General features: G+C 43.6%; 14 protein-coding genes. 11 read left to right on the forward strand and 3 right to left on the reverse strand.

What is annotated here, in order from left to right; all coding sequences use genetic code 11:
* On the reverse strand, positions 1-720 hold the full coding sequence (locus M4S28_RS10420) for a GntR family transcriptional regulator (protein WP_249631751.1): 720 nt from the start codon (positions 718-720) through the stop codon (positions 1-3).
* 378 nt (positions 721-1,098) lie between these two features.
* Entirely contained in the window at positions 1,099-2,220 is a 1,122-nt protein-coding gene (locus tag M4S28_RS10425) for a multidrug effflux MFS transporter (RefSeq protein ID WP_249631752.1), read from the reverse strand.
* Positions 2,221-2,318: 98 nt separating this feature from the next.
* Between M4S28_RS10425 and M4S28_RS10430 the strand changes: the two genes are divergently transcribed.
* Positions 2,319-3,083 (forward strand): AraC family transcriptional regulator, encoded by a 765-nt coding sequence (locus M4S28_RS10430; protein WP_017076144.1) that lies wholly within the window; start codon positions 2,319-2,321, stop codon positions 3,081-3,083.
* A 31-nt stretch (positions 3,084-3,114) separates the two neighbouring features.
* Here the strand turns inward: M4S28_RS10430 and M4S28_RS10435 are convergent, their stop codons facing one another.
* The gene (locus M4S28_RS10435) at positions 3,115-6,285 is read right to left on the reverse strand and encodes an HD domain-containing phosphohydrolase (RefSeq protein WP_249631753.1); all 3,171 of its coding nucleotides are present in this window, start codon (positions 6,283-6,285) and stop codon (positions 3,115-3,117) included.
* Positions 6,286-6,657: 372 nt separating this feature from the next.
* On the opposite strand from M4S28_RS10435, the gene M4S28_RS10440 reads away from it, so the two are divergent.
* The 10 genes from M4S28_RS10440 (at position 6,658) to tssF (ending at position 17,410) form a co-directional block, all read left to right on the forward strand.
* Entirely contained in the window at positions 6,658-8,640 is a 1,983-nt protein-coding gene (locus M4S28_RS10440; RefSeq protein ID WP_249631754.1) for a type VI secretion system Vgr family protein, read from the forward strand.
* Between the two features lie 60 nt (positions 8,641-8,700).
* On the forward strand, positions 8,701-9,261 hold the full coding sequence (locus M4S28_RS10445; protein ID WP_102462402.1) for a DUF6931 family protein: 561 nt from the start codon (positions 8,701-8,703) through the stop codon (positions 9,259-9,261).
* A 9-nt stretch (positions 9,262-9,270) separates the two neighbouring features.
* Positions 9,271-9,570, forward strand: coding sequence for a PAAR domain-containing protein (locus M4S28_RS10450; protein WP_017110734.1), 300 nt, complete (start codon positions 9,271-9,273; stop codon positions 9,568-9,570).
* A 219-nt stretch (positions 9,571-9,789) separates the two neighbouring features.
* On the forward strand, positions 9,790-11,256 hold the full coding sequence (locus tag M4S28_RS10455; protein WP_102501101.1) for a type VI secretion system protein TssA: 1,467 nt from the start codon (positions 9,790-9,792) through the stop codon (positions 11,254-11,256).
* A 32-nt stretch (positions 11,257-11,288) separates the two neighbouring features.
* On the forward strand, positions 11,289-11,810 hold the full coding sequence (locus M4S28_RS10460; protein WP_065111266.1) for an Hcp family type VI secretion system effector: 522 nt from the start codon (positions 11,289-11,291) through the stop codon (positions 11,808-11,810).
* 19 nt (positions 11,811-11,829) lie between these two features.
* Positions 11,830-12,333, forward strand: a complete 504-nt coding sequence (tssB, locus tag M4S28_RS10465; RefSeq protein WP_017110737.1) for a type VI secretion system contractile sheath small subunit — start codon at positions 11,830-11,832, stop codon at positions 12,331-12,333.
* Positions 12,333-13,811, forward strand: coding sequence for a type VI secretion system contractile sheath large subunit (gene tssC, locus M4S28_RS10470; RefSeq protein ID WP_102444808.1), 1,479 nt, complete (start codon positions 12,333-12,335; stop codon positions 13,809-13,811). Before tssB ends, tssC begins: the two co-directional genes overlap by 1 nt.
* A gap of 38 nt (positions 13,812-13,849) precedes the next feature.
* Complete coding sequence (locus tag M4S28_RS10475) at positions 13,850-15,244, forward strand: type VI secretion system contractile sheath domain-containing protein (protein WP_249631755.1); 1,395 nt, start codon at positions 13,850-13,852, stop codon at positions 15,242-15,244.
* Entirely contained in the window at positions 15,244-15,666 is a 423-nt protein-coding gene (gene tssE, locus M4S28_RS10480) for a type VI secretion system baseplate subunit TssE (RefSeq protein ID WP_249631756.1), read from the forward strand. Before M4S28_RS10475 ends, tssE begins: the two co-directional genes overlap by 1 nt.
* The gene (gene tssF, locus M4S28_RS10485) at positions 15,659-17,410 is read left to right on the forward strand and encodes a type VI secretion system baseplate subunit TssF (RefSeq protein ID WP_249631757.1); all 1,752 of its coding nucleotides are present in this window, start codon (positions 15,659-15,661) and stop codon (positions 17,408-17,410) included. The genes tssE and tssF overlap by 8 nt, the downstream gene beginning before the upstream one ends.
* The last annotated feature ends 36 nt before the right edge of the window (positions 17,411-17,446 follow it).

Consider the following 17,446-nt stretch of genomic DNA (forward strand, 5'->3'; position numbering starts at 1 on the left):
TTAATCAAGATCTTTGGATTGAATTTGTTGTTCTATAAGCAATCGACTACCCGAGATGTGTCGTCGCATTAGCATTTCTGCTAGCTCTTCATCGCGATTACGAATCGCTTGTAGGATGTATTTGTGTTCATCGAGCGCCTCTTTTGGTCGAGACTGAGCCCTAGGCGATTGATAGCGGTACATGCGTAATAGGTGATAAAGCTCATCACACAGCAGCGAAATGAGTTTGCTGTTACGACTCGCTTTGATAATGCGGTAATGGAAATCAAAATCCCCATGTTGATGAAAGTAAGAAGAACCTTCGACTTCATCGATGTGCTTTGAGTGTGTCGACAATAATCCTTCAAGCCCGATAAGCTCTTCTTGTGTGATATGTCGCGCTGCTAAGCGAGCCGCCATGCCTTCCAATGCCTCTCGCACCGCGTAAATCTCTAGCAGTTTGTCTGCCGAAAAAGTAATAACTCGAGCGCCGACATGAGGAATTCGCTCAATCAGGCCAAGCCCTTCAATACGCATTATCGCTTCACGTAATGGTCCTCGACTTACCTCGAAGCGTTTAGCCAGTTCAGGCTCCGAGATCTTACTGCCCGGTGGTAATTCACCGTTAACAATCGCCTCAACGAGATACTCTGTCAGATTTTCCGACTTGGTGTTTTCTTTGTCGCTCACACGTGTTTTCGTGTTTGCACTTAAGGTGAGATCTTTTATCGCAGTATTCATATTCACGCTGCTCACTTCTGATTGCCGACCCTAACTGTCAACAATTTCATAACATGAACATAAAATACACGATCAAATTGTCGACAATCAAGTAGATTGTCGACAATTTAGACTAAGGTAGTACTTTTATTAACCGGTATAGAAGTAGTAAAACGAAGCCATAAAAGAAAATAAATAGATGTTATTCATTAAGTTAAATCGTGAGCAAGCTTCAAACCCTTACCCACCCCAAATTTGCTCGAAAACAATGTGTCGACAACTGACAGTCAACTTTCAGAGATAGTATTCATTTCTACTCATCAGCGATTTAGACCAAAAAAAAGAGAAGCAATGATCGCCTCTCTTTATTATTCACAAGATTAACACTCTCAAAATTGGTTAATCACGAGACATCAACATAGTGCTTGCCAATAAAGACATGCCTATTAGCACTACCCCTAAGTTACCAATCTCACCAGCAAGCCCTAATCCCCCACCAATTAAACAGTAATACAACAATCCTAGAACCGCCCCTGCTGTGCCAACTTGTTGTTTATAATTGACCAACGCCGTACTAAATATATTAGGACTTGCCATACCAAACCCTACAACCACAGCAGCCATTCCTAAAAGAAACCAAAGGCTGTCTTGGTAAAAGTACACCTGAACAGCCCCAACAAAGCTGATGAACACCGCGATCTGAATGAGTCTTTGGGAACCCCATTCTTTTACTAGCAATCGTTTATTCATCGAGCTTCCTAAAACAGATGCTGCCGCTAAAATCACGCCACTGTAACCAAATTCAATGGAACTTAAGCCAAACTGGCTGAACATAAATGGCGCTAAAGAATAGTAGCTAAACATCATGACATTAAAGCAAGCCACAAGAATCGCACTTTTCCAAATATCCCTATCTTTTAGCATTACCGTGAAAATACCAATAAAACTGACCGTTTTGGTGTCAGCGGGTTTCGTTTCGGGTAAAGAAAAGCCGGATACGATCAGCAATATAAAAGCCATGACAAGCAGTAAACTGAACACCACTAAGTGTCCAAAATATTCAGCAATCAATCCTCCTGACATTAAACCAACAACAGGGCTGATTGATACTGCAACAATTGCTAGCGAAAACACTTTCCCTAGCTCTTTTCCTTCATAGCTATCTCGCAATATTGTTTGACCAATAACTGAGCCTACCGCCGCCCCAAAAGCTGAAACAACCCGCGCAATCATGACCATATCAAATTGAGTTGCCGTGATGGCTAAAAAGCAACCAACGCCATAAGTAAACAAACCACACAACATCGCTTTTCTGCGGCCAATAAGATCAGAAATTCGCCCCCAAAAAACAACACCCACAGCAAAAGTAATAAAGTAAATCGACAAGGTTTGACTTGCACTTGCCATTGATACACCAAAATAATCAACTAAGTGCGGCAATACTGGGCTGTAGATAGTTTCAACAATTTGGGGGAACATCAGCAGAATGATGATCAGTCCCATATGGGGTTTTTTATTCATATTATTCTCTTCTAAAACTGGAATAAGAGAAGTATATGGATTTCATTTGTGTTCAAATATCAACAGTAGAACAACAAACATCAAAATAAGGACAAATCATGTTAATCGATGACAACACACCTTTTTATGTTGATGGAATGCCCTATCCCTTTGTCGGCATTGCTGCCCAAGTCGGCAGGCACGATTCTGGTATGCATACACACAACCGTGCACAATTGTTGTTTGCACCACATGGTTGCATCAGTATTACACTTGACGGGATGCATTGTGTGTTGCCGCCCACTAAAGTGGCGTGGATACCCGCGGGAATTGAGCATTGTGCAACCATGACCAATGTCGTGGCCTATCGCTCGCTTTATTTTGATCCTCATCGTATTAAAAACTTGCCTGAAGAGTTAAGTATTCTTAACGTCACACCACTACTAAAGGAGTTGATCGAACGAATGGCTTTTTGGGATTGGGATAAACCTAGTGAAGAGCAACAGAACACATTGGCGTTGTGTTGCGAGGAACTTTCTTACGCAGAAAGGAACGAGCTAACGCTGCCTTTACCCAAAGATAAACGATTAGCGTTGTGGTTAGAAAAAGTAAAACTAGGAACACAGTTACCTCAACCACTCAATGAAATGGCCAAGCATATTGGAGCAAGCAGCAAGACCGTTAGCCGATTATTCATCAAAGAAACGGGGATGCCTTACCAAGCTTGGCGTCAACAATGGAGGCTGTTAAGTGCCATTGAGCAATTGTCAGAAAAAAAGAGTGTCTCTGTGGTTGCCCACGAGTTAGAGTTCTCCAGTGACAGTGCGTTTATTCATTTCTTTAAGCAACACACCGGAGAAACGCCAACTCACTACATGAAGTGAGGTCAACAACCATTCATGCTTTCTGGCAAAGTTAAGCAGCGACGCCTTTAACTAAGTATTTTGATAGGTCTATATGATCGATCTGTTCCGGTTTTAAATACGTTTCGGCATAACGGATATGTGTACCGCTAGTTAGGAACAACCTAAACAGTTCTATATCGAGGTGCTCGTCCAACGCCATTTTGTACATAATATCGACAGCAACACTAATCGGCTTCGCCTTCTTATAAGGCCTATCCGCAGCGGTTAATGCCTCAAAAATATCGGAGATCACCAGAATACGTTCTGGAATGGAAAGATCGTCGCCAGTCAACCTCCTTGGATACCCAGTGCCTTTGAGTGTTTCATGGTGCGTCGAAGCATAGCGAGGAACACGGCTTAGTTCTTTCGGGAATGGCAGGTTCTCAAGCATCTTAATCGTGCCCAGCATATGCTCATTTATCTTGAACCTGTCTTCAGCAGTTAACGTGCCACGTGCAATGCTCAGATTGTAGACTTCGCCTAAGTTGTATAGGTGCTCCGGCACATCCATTTTGATTTGATGTTTCGGGTCAAACTCTAGCGGCCTATCTCTTTTCACTATATGTTCAGGTTTATCACTTAACAGCAGCTCTGTCGCTGGCAAACTTGAACTCGATTCTCGATTCAAGGCTTCTATCGGTGATAGACCAAGTTGATCATCAAAGTTACGCATCCAAGTCGTCTCAGCTATCGAACGAATACGAGCAACTTTGTCGTCACTCATGAACTCACCACCAACGTTTGATATCGCGATAAAGGCAAAGTCACCTTGTAGCTGCTGTTTCGTTGCCGCAAGCTCATCGGCTATCAGTTGCGTTGATAGCGCACCTTCAAGTTGTTTTCTCAAAGCAGTGATTTCCGCATCACGCCAAAGTACTTCAAAACGAGTTCTCACCTCGTGGATTCGGTTGTAGTTCGCTTCTAGCTTCGTACCTTTATCGACGATGTGTTCCGGTGTCGTGATCTTGCCACAATCATGAAGCCAAGCCGCAATTCTAAACTCACGGCGTTCGTCATCATTTTTAAACTCAAAGTCTTTGAAGTGCTCAGACTGAGATTTTTCAGCCGCGTCAGCCAGCATCAAACCGAGTTCTGGTACACGATTACAATGCCCTGCCGTATAAGCGGACTTATCATCAATCGCTTGAGCGATGAGCTTGATAAACGACTCAACAAACGCCTCTTGAGTTTGCTCATGTTGTTTGAGTTCTGTCGACATCTCTTTGACTGCAACTGACAACTCCCATATTTCCTTAATTCGAGTATCCAGCACGGTCACGCTGTCATAATCACGCAGCTTAATCTTACTCGTCTCTGCTTTTAATTGACGAATAGGACGAACAATTGGCGCACCAAAGATCCAAGCTACCGGTAAGGTTAGGCTCATAAGAAGCACAGTCACGCCAATGGAGGTCGCCACTCGCTTGTTCACAGCGCTGTAAATTTCCGCTTCTGGTATCGCTACTGCAAAATATTCAGAGTAGTGCTCGCCTGTCTCAATCTTTTTCAGATATAAACGCTTAGCTTCACCATTGAGCACAATCTTAACCATTTCGCCTTCGGTGGTCGCTGTCGCGGTTCTATCATAGAGCTCAGTATAAGGAATGGTTGTTCCTGTATTTAGGGCCGTATGTTGAAACCACTTTTGAGATAATGCGGCTTTCTGTTCATCCGTTAATGCATTTATGGCTTGATTGATGATCGGTAACAGCTGTTGATGTTTATTCTGCAGCACAATGTGGAACTGATTTGGATAGCTCACTTTCAAGTCCGAGAGAGCTTCATTAACTTTAAGGTTTACATGGAAAAACTTGTTCAAAGAAAATGAAAGCACGGGCTTCGCATCGAGTACCGCAAAATATTCTCCATTCTCAACAGCATCCAGTGCCGATTCCATATAGGAAAACTCAACAAGATCGATATTTGGGAAGTCGGCTCTCAATTGAGGTGTAATCGACCACCCTGATAGAATCGCGACTTTTTCACCTTCAAGTTCAGCGTAATTTGATAGGGTTTGAACGTCGCCTCGAGTTACAACAGAGAAAGGTAATTCATAGATAGCGTCAGTGTATAAACCTTTCACGCCATTGCTTTCGTAGTTCTGAATCGAATGCAGTCCATCAATGCTTCCTTCATGAAACTTGCCAGTTAACTCCGCCCACGAAAAGCCATTCACAAATTCAAACCTAACCCCGCTCATTTCACTGATCATTTTCAAGAGATCAATCGCGTAGCCGTGTGGTTCTCCAGATACAGAGAAATCCATCGGACCCCAATCATTTTGATTCGAGAACAGCAAAGGTGGTGTTTTTTCTATGATGGCTTGTTGCTCAGAAGACCATTTGATTTCACTCGCTTTAGGAAGCACTTGTGTCGTTTCAATATCGCGATTAGACGCGATAATGTTGCCGGATTTGGAGTATAAGAAAGATTCAACCCGACTGTCTTCATCAAGATCCAATGCACTCGCAGATAACTTGCTTGCCAAAGATGACAAGACGACATCGATGCCTATCACATGTTGTGTATCGCCAGCAGCTTTTGATTCAAAGGCTAGAGAATAGGTTTGTCCCGTTATCTGGAGATGCTGGAAAAGATAAGGCTGTGTTTTCTCAACAACCTCCGTATTCGCAGAGATATACCAAGGCCGTGTCGTAGGAAAGTAATTGCTTGGCTCAGTCTTTGAGTCTCGTAGGTTAAACTCAAGGTCGTAATACTTAGTCGTACGGATACGGCCGGCTTCTCTATCGCTGATCTCGATCACGACCCAGCGGTCTGAGCGATCGGCACCAATTTTTTCTCTGACAAAAGGAGATGATTCCAGATTGATAATTTGGAAGAAGCGTTCGTTAGAAGAACCTATATAAATACTGTAAAAAAGAGGATTATCTTTTATCGCTTCTGAAAGGATCCCACGCGACTCTTCACGAGAGATTTGATGACTAATAGAGCGATGCACTGAAGAGAGTAAGCGAGCGGTATTTATCGCATCTGAATCGACGTTGCCGATATAGTCGCTTAAATCCTGAGATATCATGGTCAACTTGGACAAGGTATGCTCTGTCGCCATTTTCTTACTGAAGTAATATTGAAGTGAAACCGCAACGATCGCTGTCAGTACTGTTGCAAGCAGAAACATCCCTCCAACGGTAAACCGTAACGAGATTTTTGTTTTCGTCATTATTCTATCCTTGAATAACCACTAGCCCAGAAATGTAACATGCTAGCAATATTTATATTATTACTACGGCATACTGTCTCTAGCAACACATTATTCTATATATAATTTAAGATCTCCTTATATCCCCCTCTGCGTCGCAATAACCTCGTATTTAAATGACATTTAACAATATAAACCAGCAAGTAATTACCATAATTAAATTAATGGTATTTGTTTTCATAAAATGGAAACACCTCACGCCTTTGTTATGATGCTTATTATATTATTTACTTTATGCTATAAATTTAGATATAAAGTTTTAACATCAAGTCAGTTCGTTAGTATCGACATAACCTTATGTCAGGACACCTTCGAGCATTATCAGGCGAGCCTATGACGGATAATTTCTCCCCTTCTGCCAGCACTATTGTGGCAAAAGATTCTAAAAGCAACGAACATGCAGTCAGCGATTTTGCTATTTCTGAGTACTTATCGAAGCCTTTTAAAATCGAACTAATCATCATCTCAAAAAGCTTTGTGATCGATGATCAATTGGGGCAAAAGCTCTCTATCACCCGCTTCGTTAATGACACCGATAACTTGACCGCTACCCGTGTATTCAACGGTATTGTTACGCAGGTTCAATTACTCGGTATGGACGGTAACCTACAGTACTCTAGTTACCGCGTCACTCTAAGGCCTCGGTTCTGGTTATTGAAGCACACCCACTCTTTCCGCGTTTACCAAAACCAATCAACGAAAGACATCGTTTCAGACGTGTTAACCCAAGCTGGCTTCAGTGGCTCTTATAAGACGGGCACCATGCCTTCGTCTAAACGTGAATATTGCGTTCAATACGATGAAAGCGATTTTGATTTCGTAACCCGCCTGCTTGCTGAGGAAGGTGTTCACTACTTTTTCCAACACAGCGATTCCGACCACCTAATGATGCTGCAAGATGCGCAGAGCCCTTTTCAAAAGTCTGATGCCAGCAAGCTCGACATGATTGAGGTCCCTTCAGGCAGCAATCCATTAATCAACAAATGGATGCCACAGGGCCAGTTTCATGGTTCTAGCATCGAGCTAACCAGCTATGACTACTCACAAACCAAATTGGTGAGCAGCAAAGAGAAGAAATCCAGCCATAAGATCGCGAACAATACCAAGTTGACCAAGCAGTTTTACCCTAACCTTGGTATCACAGGTGGAATGGATGATCTCGCCAGCAACCTAGTGAAAAGGCGAATCGAGCAACTAGAGCAAAACTATCAAACTGTCGAAGCTGAAGCACAACACGATTCATTTGAACTAGGCACTTGGTTCTCATTATCTTCCCATTTGGACAAGTCTCAACTCGGCGATTATCTGGTCACAGAGCTTCACATTCGATATAACACTGAAAATCACTGTGAGACACGCCTCACCCTACTTGATACTTCAATTCCCAATTACCCGTCACCGAGAGACAAAGCGAAAATCCACGGTTTGCAAAGCGCGATTGTCGCAGGCAGTACGGCAGGTGAAATCAATCAAGACGATCAAGGCCGCGTGCGCATTCAATTTCATTGGGATACCGAAGCCTCTGGCGACAAAACAAGTTGCTATGTGCGTGTCGCCCAGATGATGGCAGGCAGCGGTTACGGTGCTCAGTTTATTCCGAGAGTCGGACAAGAGGTATTAGTCAGCTTCATTGATGGAGACCCTGATCAACCGATTATCACAGGAAGCGTTTATAACAGTAAAAATTCGCCACCTTACAAAGAGGCTAACGCCACAAAAACAGGCATTAGCACTAAGTTGAGTGGATTGGCCAATGAGCTCTATTTCGATGATAAGAAAGACAATGAGCTCTTGTATATGCATGCGACCAAAGACTTCACCAAAGAGGTCGAGAACAATCTGACTGAAACGATCAAAGGTGAGTTGCTTCAGAAAACCACCAAACAGGTGACCGTCTCAACAGAAGATAACTACACACTTAGTTCGGATAAAGCGATCAGTGAGAAAGGCAAATCCATTTCACTTGAAGCCGATGACAAGATAGAGCTAACCGTTGGGTCGAGTAAGATCACCATGTCTTCGTCTTCAATCAGTATCGAAGCCAGCAACATTGATATCAAAGCCAGCAGTGCACTCAACCTCGAAGGGATGAACGTTACCAGCAAAGCGACTTCCGCCAACAAGATCTCCGGTGTGACGACAGCTTTAGAAGCAACCAGCTCCAACAGCATCAAAGGGCTCAGTGTCGCGATTAAAGCCGATACCACCCTCTCAGCTGAAGGTTCACTAAGTGCCGAGTTTAAATCCGGACTAAAAGGCACTTTCGATGGTGGCGTGATGGGTGAGTTAAAAGGTGCGATTGTTAAGGTTAATTAGCAAATTCAAAACGCTAGTACTTAAACCACACCAAAGCACAAATTTAGGTAGAACGAAAACATGTATAAAAAGATTCCGTATCAGACAGGCCGACAATTGCTCGATAGATTCTCAAGCTCTGATGAAGCTCAAGCGCTGATCGATGAAGAGCTCAATGTTGATGACTCCATTGAAACGTTGTTGGAAAACGAGCTCTATTTCGATTTGGTTCAATTTCTTGCTCACGGGCTTCCAGTTCGAGAAGCCATTTGGTGGGGCGCGCATACACTCGATGCAAGAAATGATGTGTGGTCTACAATGCAAAAGCAGTGTATTTCAACAGCCAAGGCTTGGGTGAAATCGCCTTCAGAAGAACAGAGGCGAAAGAGCGAACTGTTTTCTAACAAACTTAAATTGAATTGCGGGCCATCTTGGTTGGCTCAAGCCGTATTTTGGAACGGGTCTGGCAGTATTGTTGCACCAGATTTGCCAACGGTTCTCCCAGATCCTTTTCTATACTCTAAGGCGGTAGCAGGTGCGATCAATCACTCTGCTGCTCTACCAAATTGGGACAAGACAGACGAGTACTACAAAAAATCCATCGGCATAGCTCTTGAGCTTGCCAAAGGCAGTAAGGCATAGGAGTTACTGATGACGTTAGCCGCACGATTAACCGATATGCATGTTTGCCCAATGCAGACACCCGCTGTTCCACCTATCCCCCACGTAGGCGGGCCAATCAGTGGCCCCGGTGTACCGACGGTTTTAATTGGCAATATGCCAGCCGCGACACTTGGGGACATGTGCGTTTGTGTTGGCCCTCCCGATAGCATCATCAAAGGCAGTGCCACTGTGCTCATAATGAGTAAACCAGCGGCACGTATGGGCGATACAACCAGTCACGGCGGTACTATTGTTCTGGGTATGCCTACTGTGATGATTGGAGGCTAAATACCTTACTTTTCATGGGGTTTCAAAAAACCGTGACATCGGTCCACTTTCTTAGATGAAGTTCAAAGTTTTAAGTAAATATCTATTTTGCATGAGACTTTTCACGAAAAAGCTCTAGAATTAATAAATGTTAACAAGTGTTTACGAAACATAAGGATTATGTATCAAATATGACACTTTAGTGCGATCGGGATAACAATAGATTTTTACAGGATGTATATGACAGAAATCGTTCACCTACTTGTTCCAATCTCGGATGAAGAGCCTTCAGGCTCTTATTTGAAGTTAGATCGAAGTGCCTATCGCAGTTTGAGAAACGTTTACAATAGCGCTCAATCCTCATTTCGACAGTTAGTTGAAACTCCTGATGCATCGTCTGATCCTGCTATCGTGGATGCCAATACAAAAAACTGGGCTGAGTTGAGAAAGGTTTCAGAAGAAACACTTACTTCACAGTCAAAAGACTTAGAGATATTAGGTTGGTACATCACGAGTCAACTTTTTACATCTCAGCCATTTCATAACCTTGCTAATGCTATCCCTGCTTTAAACCTTTTCATCGACCAATTTTGGGATACGTTAAACCCAATGCTTCCGGAGGCTAAACTCAAAGCTTCTGACGATGCAGGGAAAGCGAAGGAAATCACTGAATTTAAAACTAAACCCCTACTTCAACTCGTTGGTGAGTCTGTTGACTCAAGCTCTGTGTATATCCCCTTTCAAATGCTCGATTTTTGCGCTGGTGTCACATTCGGTGATTACCTGACCGCTGAACGTAAAGGCAACATTGCAGAACTGAAAGAAACAGCGTTAGGTTCATTTGATCAAAGCGTTTCAGAGACTCTCTTTCAATTAGCGAGTATTTATAGTGAATTGGAAGGTGCTGAGAAAAACCTAGCTGAAAAGTGCCAAGCTGTTGGCGCAACCGTTATCAGTTTCAACTTCATCAAGACCAACGTACGTGATCTGATTAAAGCGATACATTTTCTTGTTGGAGAAAGATTCTCGCCTTGGCCTTTGGATGACAACTTCCACGTTATCCAAAACTCAACAGAAGTACCTCAACAAGACGATTCGATACATTCGGCACCCCAGCAAGCAAGTGATACCCCTATTGACTCAAGTTTAGCCACTGAGACAAGCCAAAATTCAGGGGCAACTAATCCGGTAAACCAAGATAACGGAAGCGTGGCTAGTGACGGGCAGGCCCAAGCACTAAACAGCCTTACCTCCCAAAACCAAACTCAAACGATTGTTCAAAACGTCTCGAGCATCAACGGCATTGTTAATCGCGATCATGCATTTCAAGAAATTAGAAAAATCGCTGAGTACTTTAAAGAAACAGAGCCTCATAGCCCTATTGCCTTCTTACTCGAACGTTCAATTCGTTGGGGCTACATGAGCTTCCCAGAGTTACTCCAAGAAATGGTTGGCAATGAAAGTGTCATCGCACAAATCAATCAAATGACAGGAATGGACAACCTAGACAAGACCGATTTGTCAGGAAAATCCGTTCCAGTAATGACTTCCGCTCCGGAGAGAACTCCGGTAGCAACACCGACTATTGAAGAGCCAGCGGCAGTATCGCCAGTTCCTGATAGTTCAAATAGTACGACAGATACAAACCAAACATCTGAACCGACTTCCAACTCATCATCGAGCAGCCTGCAAGATTTTGAGTGGTAAAGCACATTAATGCGTTGAGCAAGGAGAAAGTAATGGCTTCTATTTTTATGAGAATTGATGGTACGACACCAAAAGGTGCAGCAACGGTAGAAAAGATCGGGGGTAAAGATGGATTCTTTGCACTTGATAGCGTTTCTTGGAGTGCAGTACGTGGTGTTGGTATCGATGTAGGTAATGCAAACAATGCGGACCAAGGTATGGTTGCTCTTGGTGAAGTCAACATGACTCGTGGCTGTGATGGTGCAACACCTCATCTAACCACTTTCTTATATGCGCCGGGTCCAGAAGGTCGCACCGTTGAAATCGTAATGACAAAACCAAACCGTGAAGGTTCTGGTGCTGATCCATACCTGATTCTAACGCTAAAAATGGCTCGTATGTCTAGCTACAACATGTCTGGCACAGACGGTTCACTTCCAAGCGAATCTTTCAGCCTAACCTACACTGAAATTTCTAAGGCTTACTACATTGAATCCGACGGCGGTAAGATCGAGAAAGGCCCTGAGGTTGGCTTCGATGCTACAACAGCTAAAGTCACTTCAACTGCTAAGTAATTAAACAAGGAGAGTTACCGTGGCACTAAATTCCCAACATAAACGCGTAAGTAAGAACCGCGTAAGTATTACCTATGACGTTGAGACTAATGGCGCTGTAGAAACCAAAGAGCTCCCTTTTGTTGTTGGGGTTATTGGTGACTACTCAGGCCATAAGCAAGATAAAGAAGAAGTAGAAGATCGTACCTTCTATAACGTTGATAAAGACAACTTCGATACGGTAATGAAGCGTGTAGGTCCAGAGCTATCATTGAAAGTCGATAACGTTCTTGCAGGTGATGACAGCCAATTTGCGGCGAGTCTTAAGTTCAATTCGATGAAAGATTTCGAACCTGAAGCGATAATCGAACAGGTTGAACCGCTTAAGAAGCTAGTCGAAACCCGTAATCAACTGAAGGTACTGCTTTCTAAAGCCGATCGTTCTCGCGACCTAGAAAAGCTACTTAAAGAAGTTCTACAAAGTGCAGATACGATTAATGCTCTTTCTGATGAGCTTGGTATTAAAGAAGAAGGAGCTGAGTAATGAGTACTGAAACTGAGAATCAAGCGCAACCGGAGGCGGCGGAAGGCTCACTGAGCTTCCTAGACCGTGCGATTGAAGCAACCACTCAAACTCCCGCTGACACCACGAAAGAACTGTTTTCTGTACTTACAGAGCAAGCTCTTTCTGGCACCGTGACGTGGGATAAGAACGTTACAAAAACAATTGAAAACGCAATCTCAGAGATAGATAAAAAGCTATCTCAACAGTTATCTGAAGTCATGCAACAAAAAGACTTACAGAAGCTTGAAGGCTCTTGGCGTGGTCTACAAAAACTCGTTAAAGAGAGCGAACTGGGTCGTGATCTAAAGATCAAAATGGTCGATTACACACAAGAAGAGCTGCTTGATCAATTCGAAGATGCGCCTGCGATTGACCGTAGCCCTCTATTCAATGCTGTTTACCAAGGCGAATTCGGTACCGCGGGTGGTGAACCTTACGGCACCTTCATTGGCGACTACGAGTTTAGCGCTAAAGATGAAGATGTTGCTCTACTTCGCTACATGGGTGAAGTCGCTGCAGCGTGTCACGCACCATTCGTTGCTGCTGCCAATGCTGAGATGTTCGAGTTTAATGACTTCCAAACATTCTCTGAAGGCAAACCTGTTGCTGCAGGTTTTGACTCTCCTGCTTACGCTGCATGGAATTCATTCCGTGAGAGTGATGATGCTCGCTACGTAACATTAACACTGCCACGAACTCTTGCTCGCCTACCTTATGGCGACAAAGGTTTGAGTACTGATGTCTTCGCTTATGAAGAGCTTGGTACCGATATGGATGGTAATCCTAAGCCAACCAGCAATGATCAGTTAGTTTGGTCTAATGCAGCGTATGATCTTGGTCTTAAAATGACTCAAGCTTACACGGCTTCAGGTTGGTGTACTTCTATTCGTGGTCTTGATAACGGTGGTAAGGTCGAGAACCTTCCAAACCTAACTTACAAGTCTGAAGCGGGCGATCTACTTCAGCAGTGTCCTACAGAAGTTAACCTAACAGATGAGCGCGAGAAAGAGCTATCTGACCTTGGTTTCCTTCCTTTGGTTCACTACAAAAGCTCTAACTACGCTGTGTTCATCGGCGGTCAAACAACGCAAAAGCCTAAAACCTTCACTGACCCAGATGCAACGGCAAACGCGGCAATTTCAGCTCGCCTGCCTTACATCATGGCAAGTAGCCGTATCGCCCACTACTTGAAAGTAATGGGTCGCGACAAGTTAGGCTCGAATCTTGAAGCTCCGGATATCAAACGAGAGCTACAACTATGGATCGACCAATACACCAACGCGGGTGCCATTGGTAATGAGCAACGTGCAAGAACGCCTCTTTGCGAATCTCGCATTGAAGTGGTCGAGCAACCTGGTAAGCCAGGCGCATACTCAGCTGTCGCTCATCTAAGACCTTGGTTACAACTTGAAGAATTGACTACCTCAGTTCGAATGGTTGCTAAGATTCCAGGCTAATATGGATTTGGCCGGAGCAATCCGGCCAAAAATTTTGTATGAAGTTAAATACAGAATGGCAAAACAGATTCAATCAATTAGATGACACAGATAATACCTTTATGAAAGAGGCTTTATCTCTGTTATCTGAGCTAGACAAACACTCCTTAAGCTCTAAATCCTCACTAATTTCATTGATATCAACACTTATATCAACAATCGATTCCAAACTCAGTTTACAGCTTGATGAAGTCCTCCATGAACCCGAGTTTCAAAAACTGGAACGTAACTGGCTAAGCCTTCAACAACTTGTTTCCCTACCCGTCAGCTATCAAAGAGCGCATGTAAAACTGCTCGATATGAATTGGGTGGAAATCTCCAGTGACGTCAATCAAGCCTATTCAACCAAATCCAGCGACTTGTATAACAAGATCGGCAATAACGAACTGAATACCTTAGGTGGTCACCCTTTTGGTTGCATCACCTTTAGCCACCCTATCTCGATGGACATCGATTTTGATGCCGACTACGACGATCTGTTTACCGCAGAGCTGTTAGGCAAATTAGGCGAAGCGACACTCTGCCCTATGTTGTTTTCGCCAGTCTCCACGTTCTTTGGTGAAAGCGGCGCAGATTGGCTATCAGACATAGAACGTATCAACAAGATCCTTTCCGGCCCCGACTTTAAAGCGTGGCAAGATTTACGCAGTAAACCAAGTTCTCGCTTTATCGGCATGGCGCTTCCTCAAGTGCGCCTTCGTGAGGCTTACCAAAACCGACGAGCAGGATTTATTTATAACGAGCAAGGTAAAGGCTGTTGGGGTTTAGCCAACATGGTACTGGCAACCACGATCATGCGAGAGTTCCACCGTGTGAACTGGTTTGGTTTTTTGAAATCTCGCTGGAACGATAAGCTTCAAGGCGCTGTCATCAACCTCCCTGCGAATCACTATTTCGATAGCCACCTGCAAAAGCCAGTAATGGACATTAGCTTGTTCGGGCAACTATCGAATTTCTACGCGCAGAGCGGCTTTATCCCATTAGCGAAGAGTCCTTTAACCGATAAGTTTTACTTCAATGGTAACAATTCGATTTGGCAATGCGGACAAAGTGACAACGACAAAGTACTGACTCAAATTCAAACCACACTGATGTCTTGCCGAATCGCGCACTACCTAAAAGTTCAAGTCAGAGAGATGATCGGCAGCTTCAACAACGCAACCGAGTGTGAGCTGTTTTTGACCCATTGGATTGAAAAGTTCTCGAGTAACGTTTCATTTGCCAATGAAGAGACCTTATCTAAATACCCCCTCAGCTTCGCCAAAGTGAGTGTGACAGAGTCAAGCTCTCAAGCTGGCAGCTTCGCTTGTACTCTGCGCATTGTTCCTCAATACCAGTTTGATTACTTCAGCGGTGAAGTTGTGTTGACCACCGACCTAAATGAGGTGGCGTAATGAGCTTTTGGAAGACCTTTATCAGTGATTCAAAGCCTTATAAGGATGCAGAGATTGAAGACATCAAGTTCCATCTCACCAAGCTACTTGAAGCTGAGGCATCATTGACAGATATCGATAAACGACTGATAGAAGTCAACCGCTCTAACTTAAAGTTTGGTATCGAAGATATTCAATTACTGAGCGCCACTCTAGAAAAAACGCAGCTGACTCTACGTATTGAAACGTGGATTAAAAGCTTTGAGCCACGACTCCATGACATCTCGGTAGAACTTGGAGAGCGCAAAGAAGGTGACAACTCACTGTCGTTCAACATCATCGCCAAGGTTAAAACAAGTCATGGCGAACAAGACCTTATCTTTGACTCCAAAATCGCATTAAGTGACCTAACCACCTCATTAGAAGAAGATAACTATGACTGAACCTATTATGCGTTACTTCGAGCAAGAACTGGCTTTTGTGCGCCGTTCGTTAGGTCAGTTCGGTCAGGAATACCCGACGCACGCTGAGAAGCTCAATATTCATCAAGGTAAGATTGAAGACCCTAGCATGGCTCGTCTATTAGATGGCGTCGCACTATTAAATGCTAAGGTAGAAAAGAAACTATCAGAGCAGTTACCTGAGGTCATCGAAGGTATATTAGGAGTGCTCTATCCTTCTTATATACAAACCGTTCCTAGCGTTGCTTATCTTGAGTTACTCGCAGAAGAAGGCCCGATTGAATCGAGTACTTTGCCAAAGGGTTCGCTGTTCTCAAGCACAAACACCAAAAACGAATGTCTATTTAGAACGGTTGACGAACTCAAAATAGCGCCGTTTAGCTTAGGTAACATCAAAGCGCTAAGCGCCCCGTTTAGCTTCAATAGACCCAAATCGGCTAATCAAAGCTCAGCGGTCGTTCAGATCTCACTGAACACTGGCGACCCCGAAGTACACTTCAGCCACTTAGAACTCAATGACCTCGACTTCTTCGTCAAAGGGTTTGAAAACAATGCGGACTCGTTAGTCGAGCTTCTTCTCAATAACACCTTAGCGATTTCTATCTCAGACAACGAATGCGCTCGACATGTCACCATTGATAGCCACCAGCTGAAAAATCGAATCAGCGATCTCGAGTTTAAGTTTTTACCTGAACATGGTAATCAATTCACGGGCTATCAACTGATTAACGAGTTTTTCTTTTTCAAAGAGAAGCGACAGTTCTTTAGACTTAAGAACTTTGCGGATTACGCAGGCCAATTTGATGAATCAGAAATCATCATTAACTTGTTCATGTCGTCATTGCCGTCCGAATTTATCCGCCTATTCAATAAAGATGTTTTCAAGTTAAACGTAATGCCAGCGATTAACTTGTTTGAGCAGACAGGCGAACCTATTGCGTACGATCACAGAACCCTTTCAGTTCCTGTGAATGCCGACGCGCACAGCGACAACAATATTGAAATCATCGAAATTCAGAAGGTCTACGAAATCACGCCTAACGGTGAAATACCGTTAGTTCCTCTTTTTAAAGAGAAATACACCCACAATCAGCAATATGACTACTGGCAAAGTAAACACAATCACTTTGGTGAAATGAGCATCGCAATTTCGCTATCTGAAGCGCCAGAAGCTGAATTTAGTAAGCTACTTGGTACTCACTTGTTGTGTACAAATGGCAAGCAAGCGTGTGGCGTAAGCGGTACTTTGGAATGCCTAGAGAGTATTGATTTACCCGGTGATTTTTCACCTATTTATCCGCCTTCAGCACCTATCACAAAGGAAGTCGACCAAAATATCCATTGGGAATTCATTAGCTTACTGAACACCAACTTTTCATCACTGGTGCAGTCTAGTAATCCGGTTGCTGACCTCAAGCATATGTTGAGTTTGTGCAGTCGAGAACAAGTATCGAGCGCTGAAATTCAGATGATTCACTCGATCACATTCAATTCACAAGTGTCTGCTATTCGCGTTCTGGGCAAAAACGTATTCTCTCCCGGGACCGAGATTGAACTCACACTCGATGCAACCTCACCCTATTTGGCGTTTGCTGATGTACTGAATCGCTTCTTCCAACAATTTTGTAGCTTTGATCGATATATCCAACTCAAGATCCGAATCTACGGTCGAGATGGTATCGTTAAAAAGTATCCTAAGATCCACGGTAGCCAATTGTGTTTATAACTCAGCGAATGTCGGAAATCCTGCGAACTGAAAATC

This window comes from Vibrio sp. J383 (assembly GCF_023503985.1).
GTDB classification, from domain to species: domain Bacteria; phylum Pseudomonadota; class Gammaproteobacteria; order Enterobacterales; family Vibrionaceae; genus Vibrio; species Vibrio splendidus.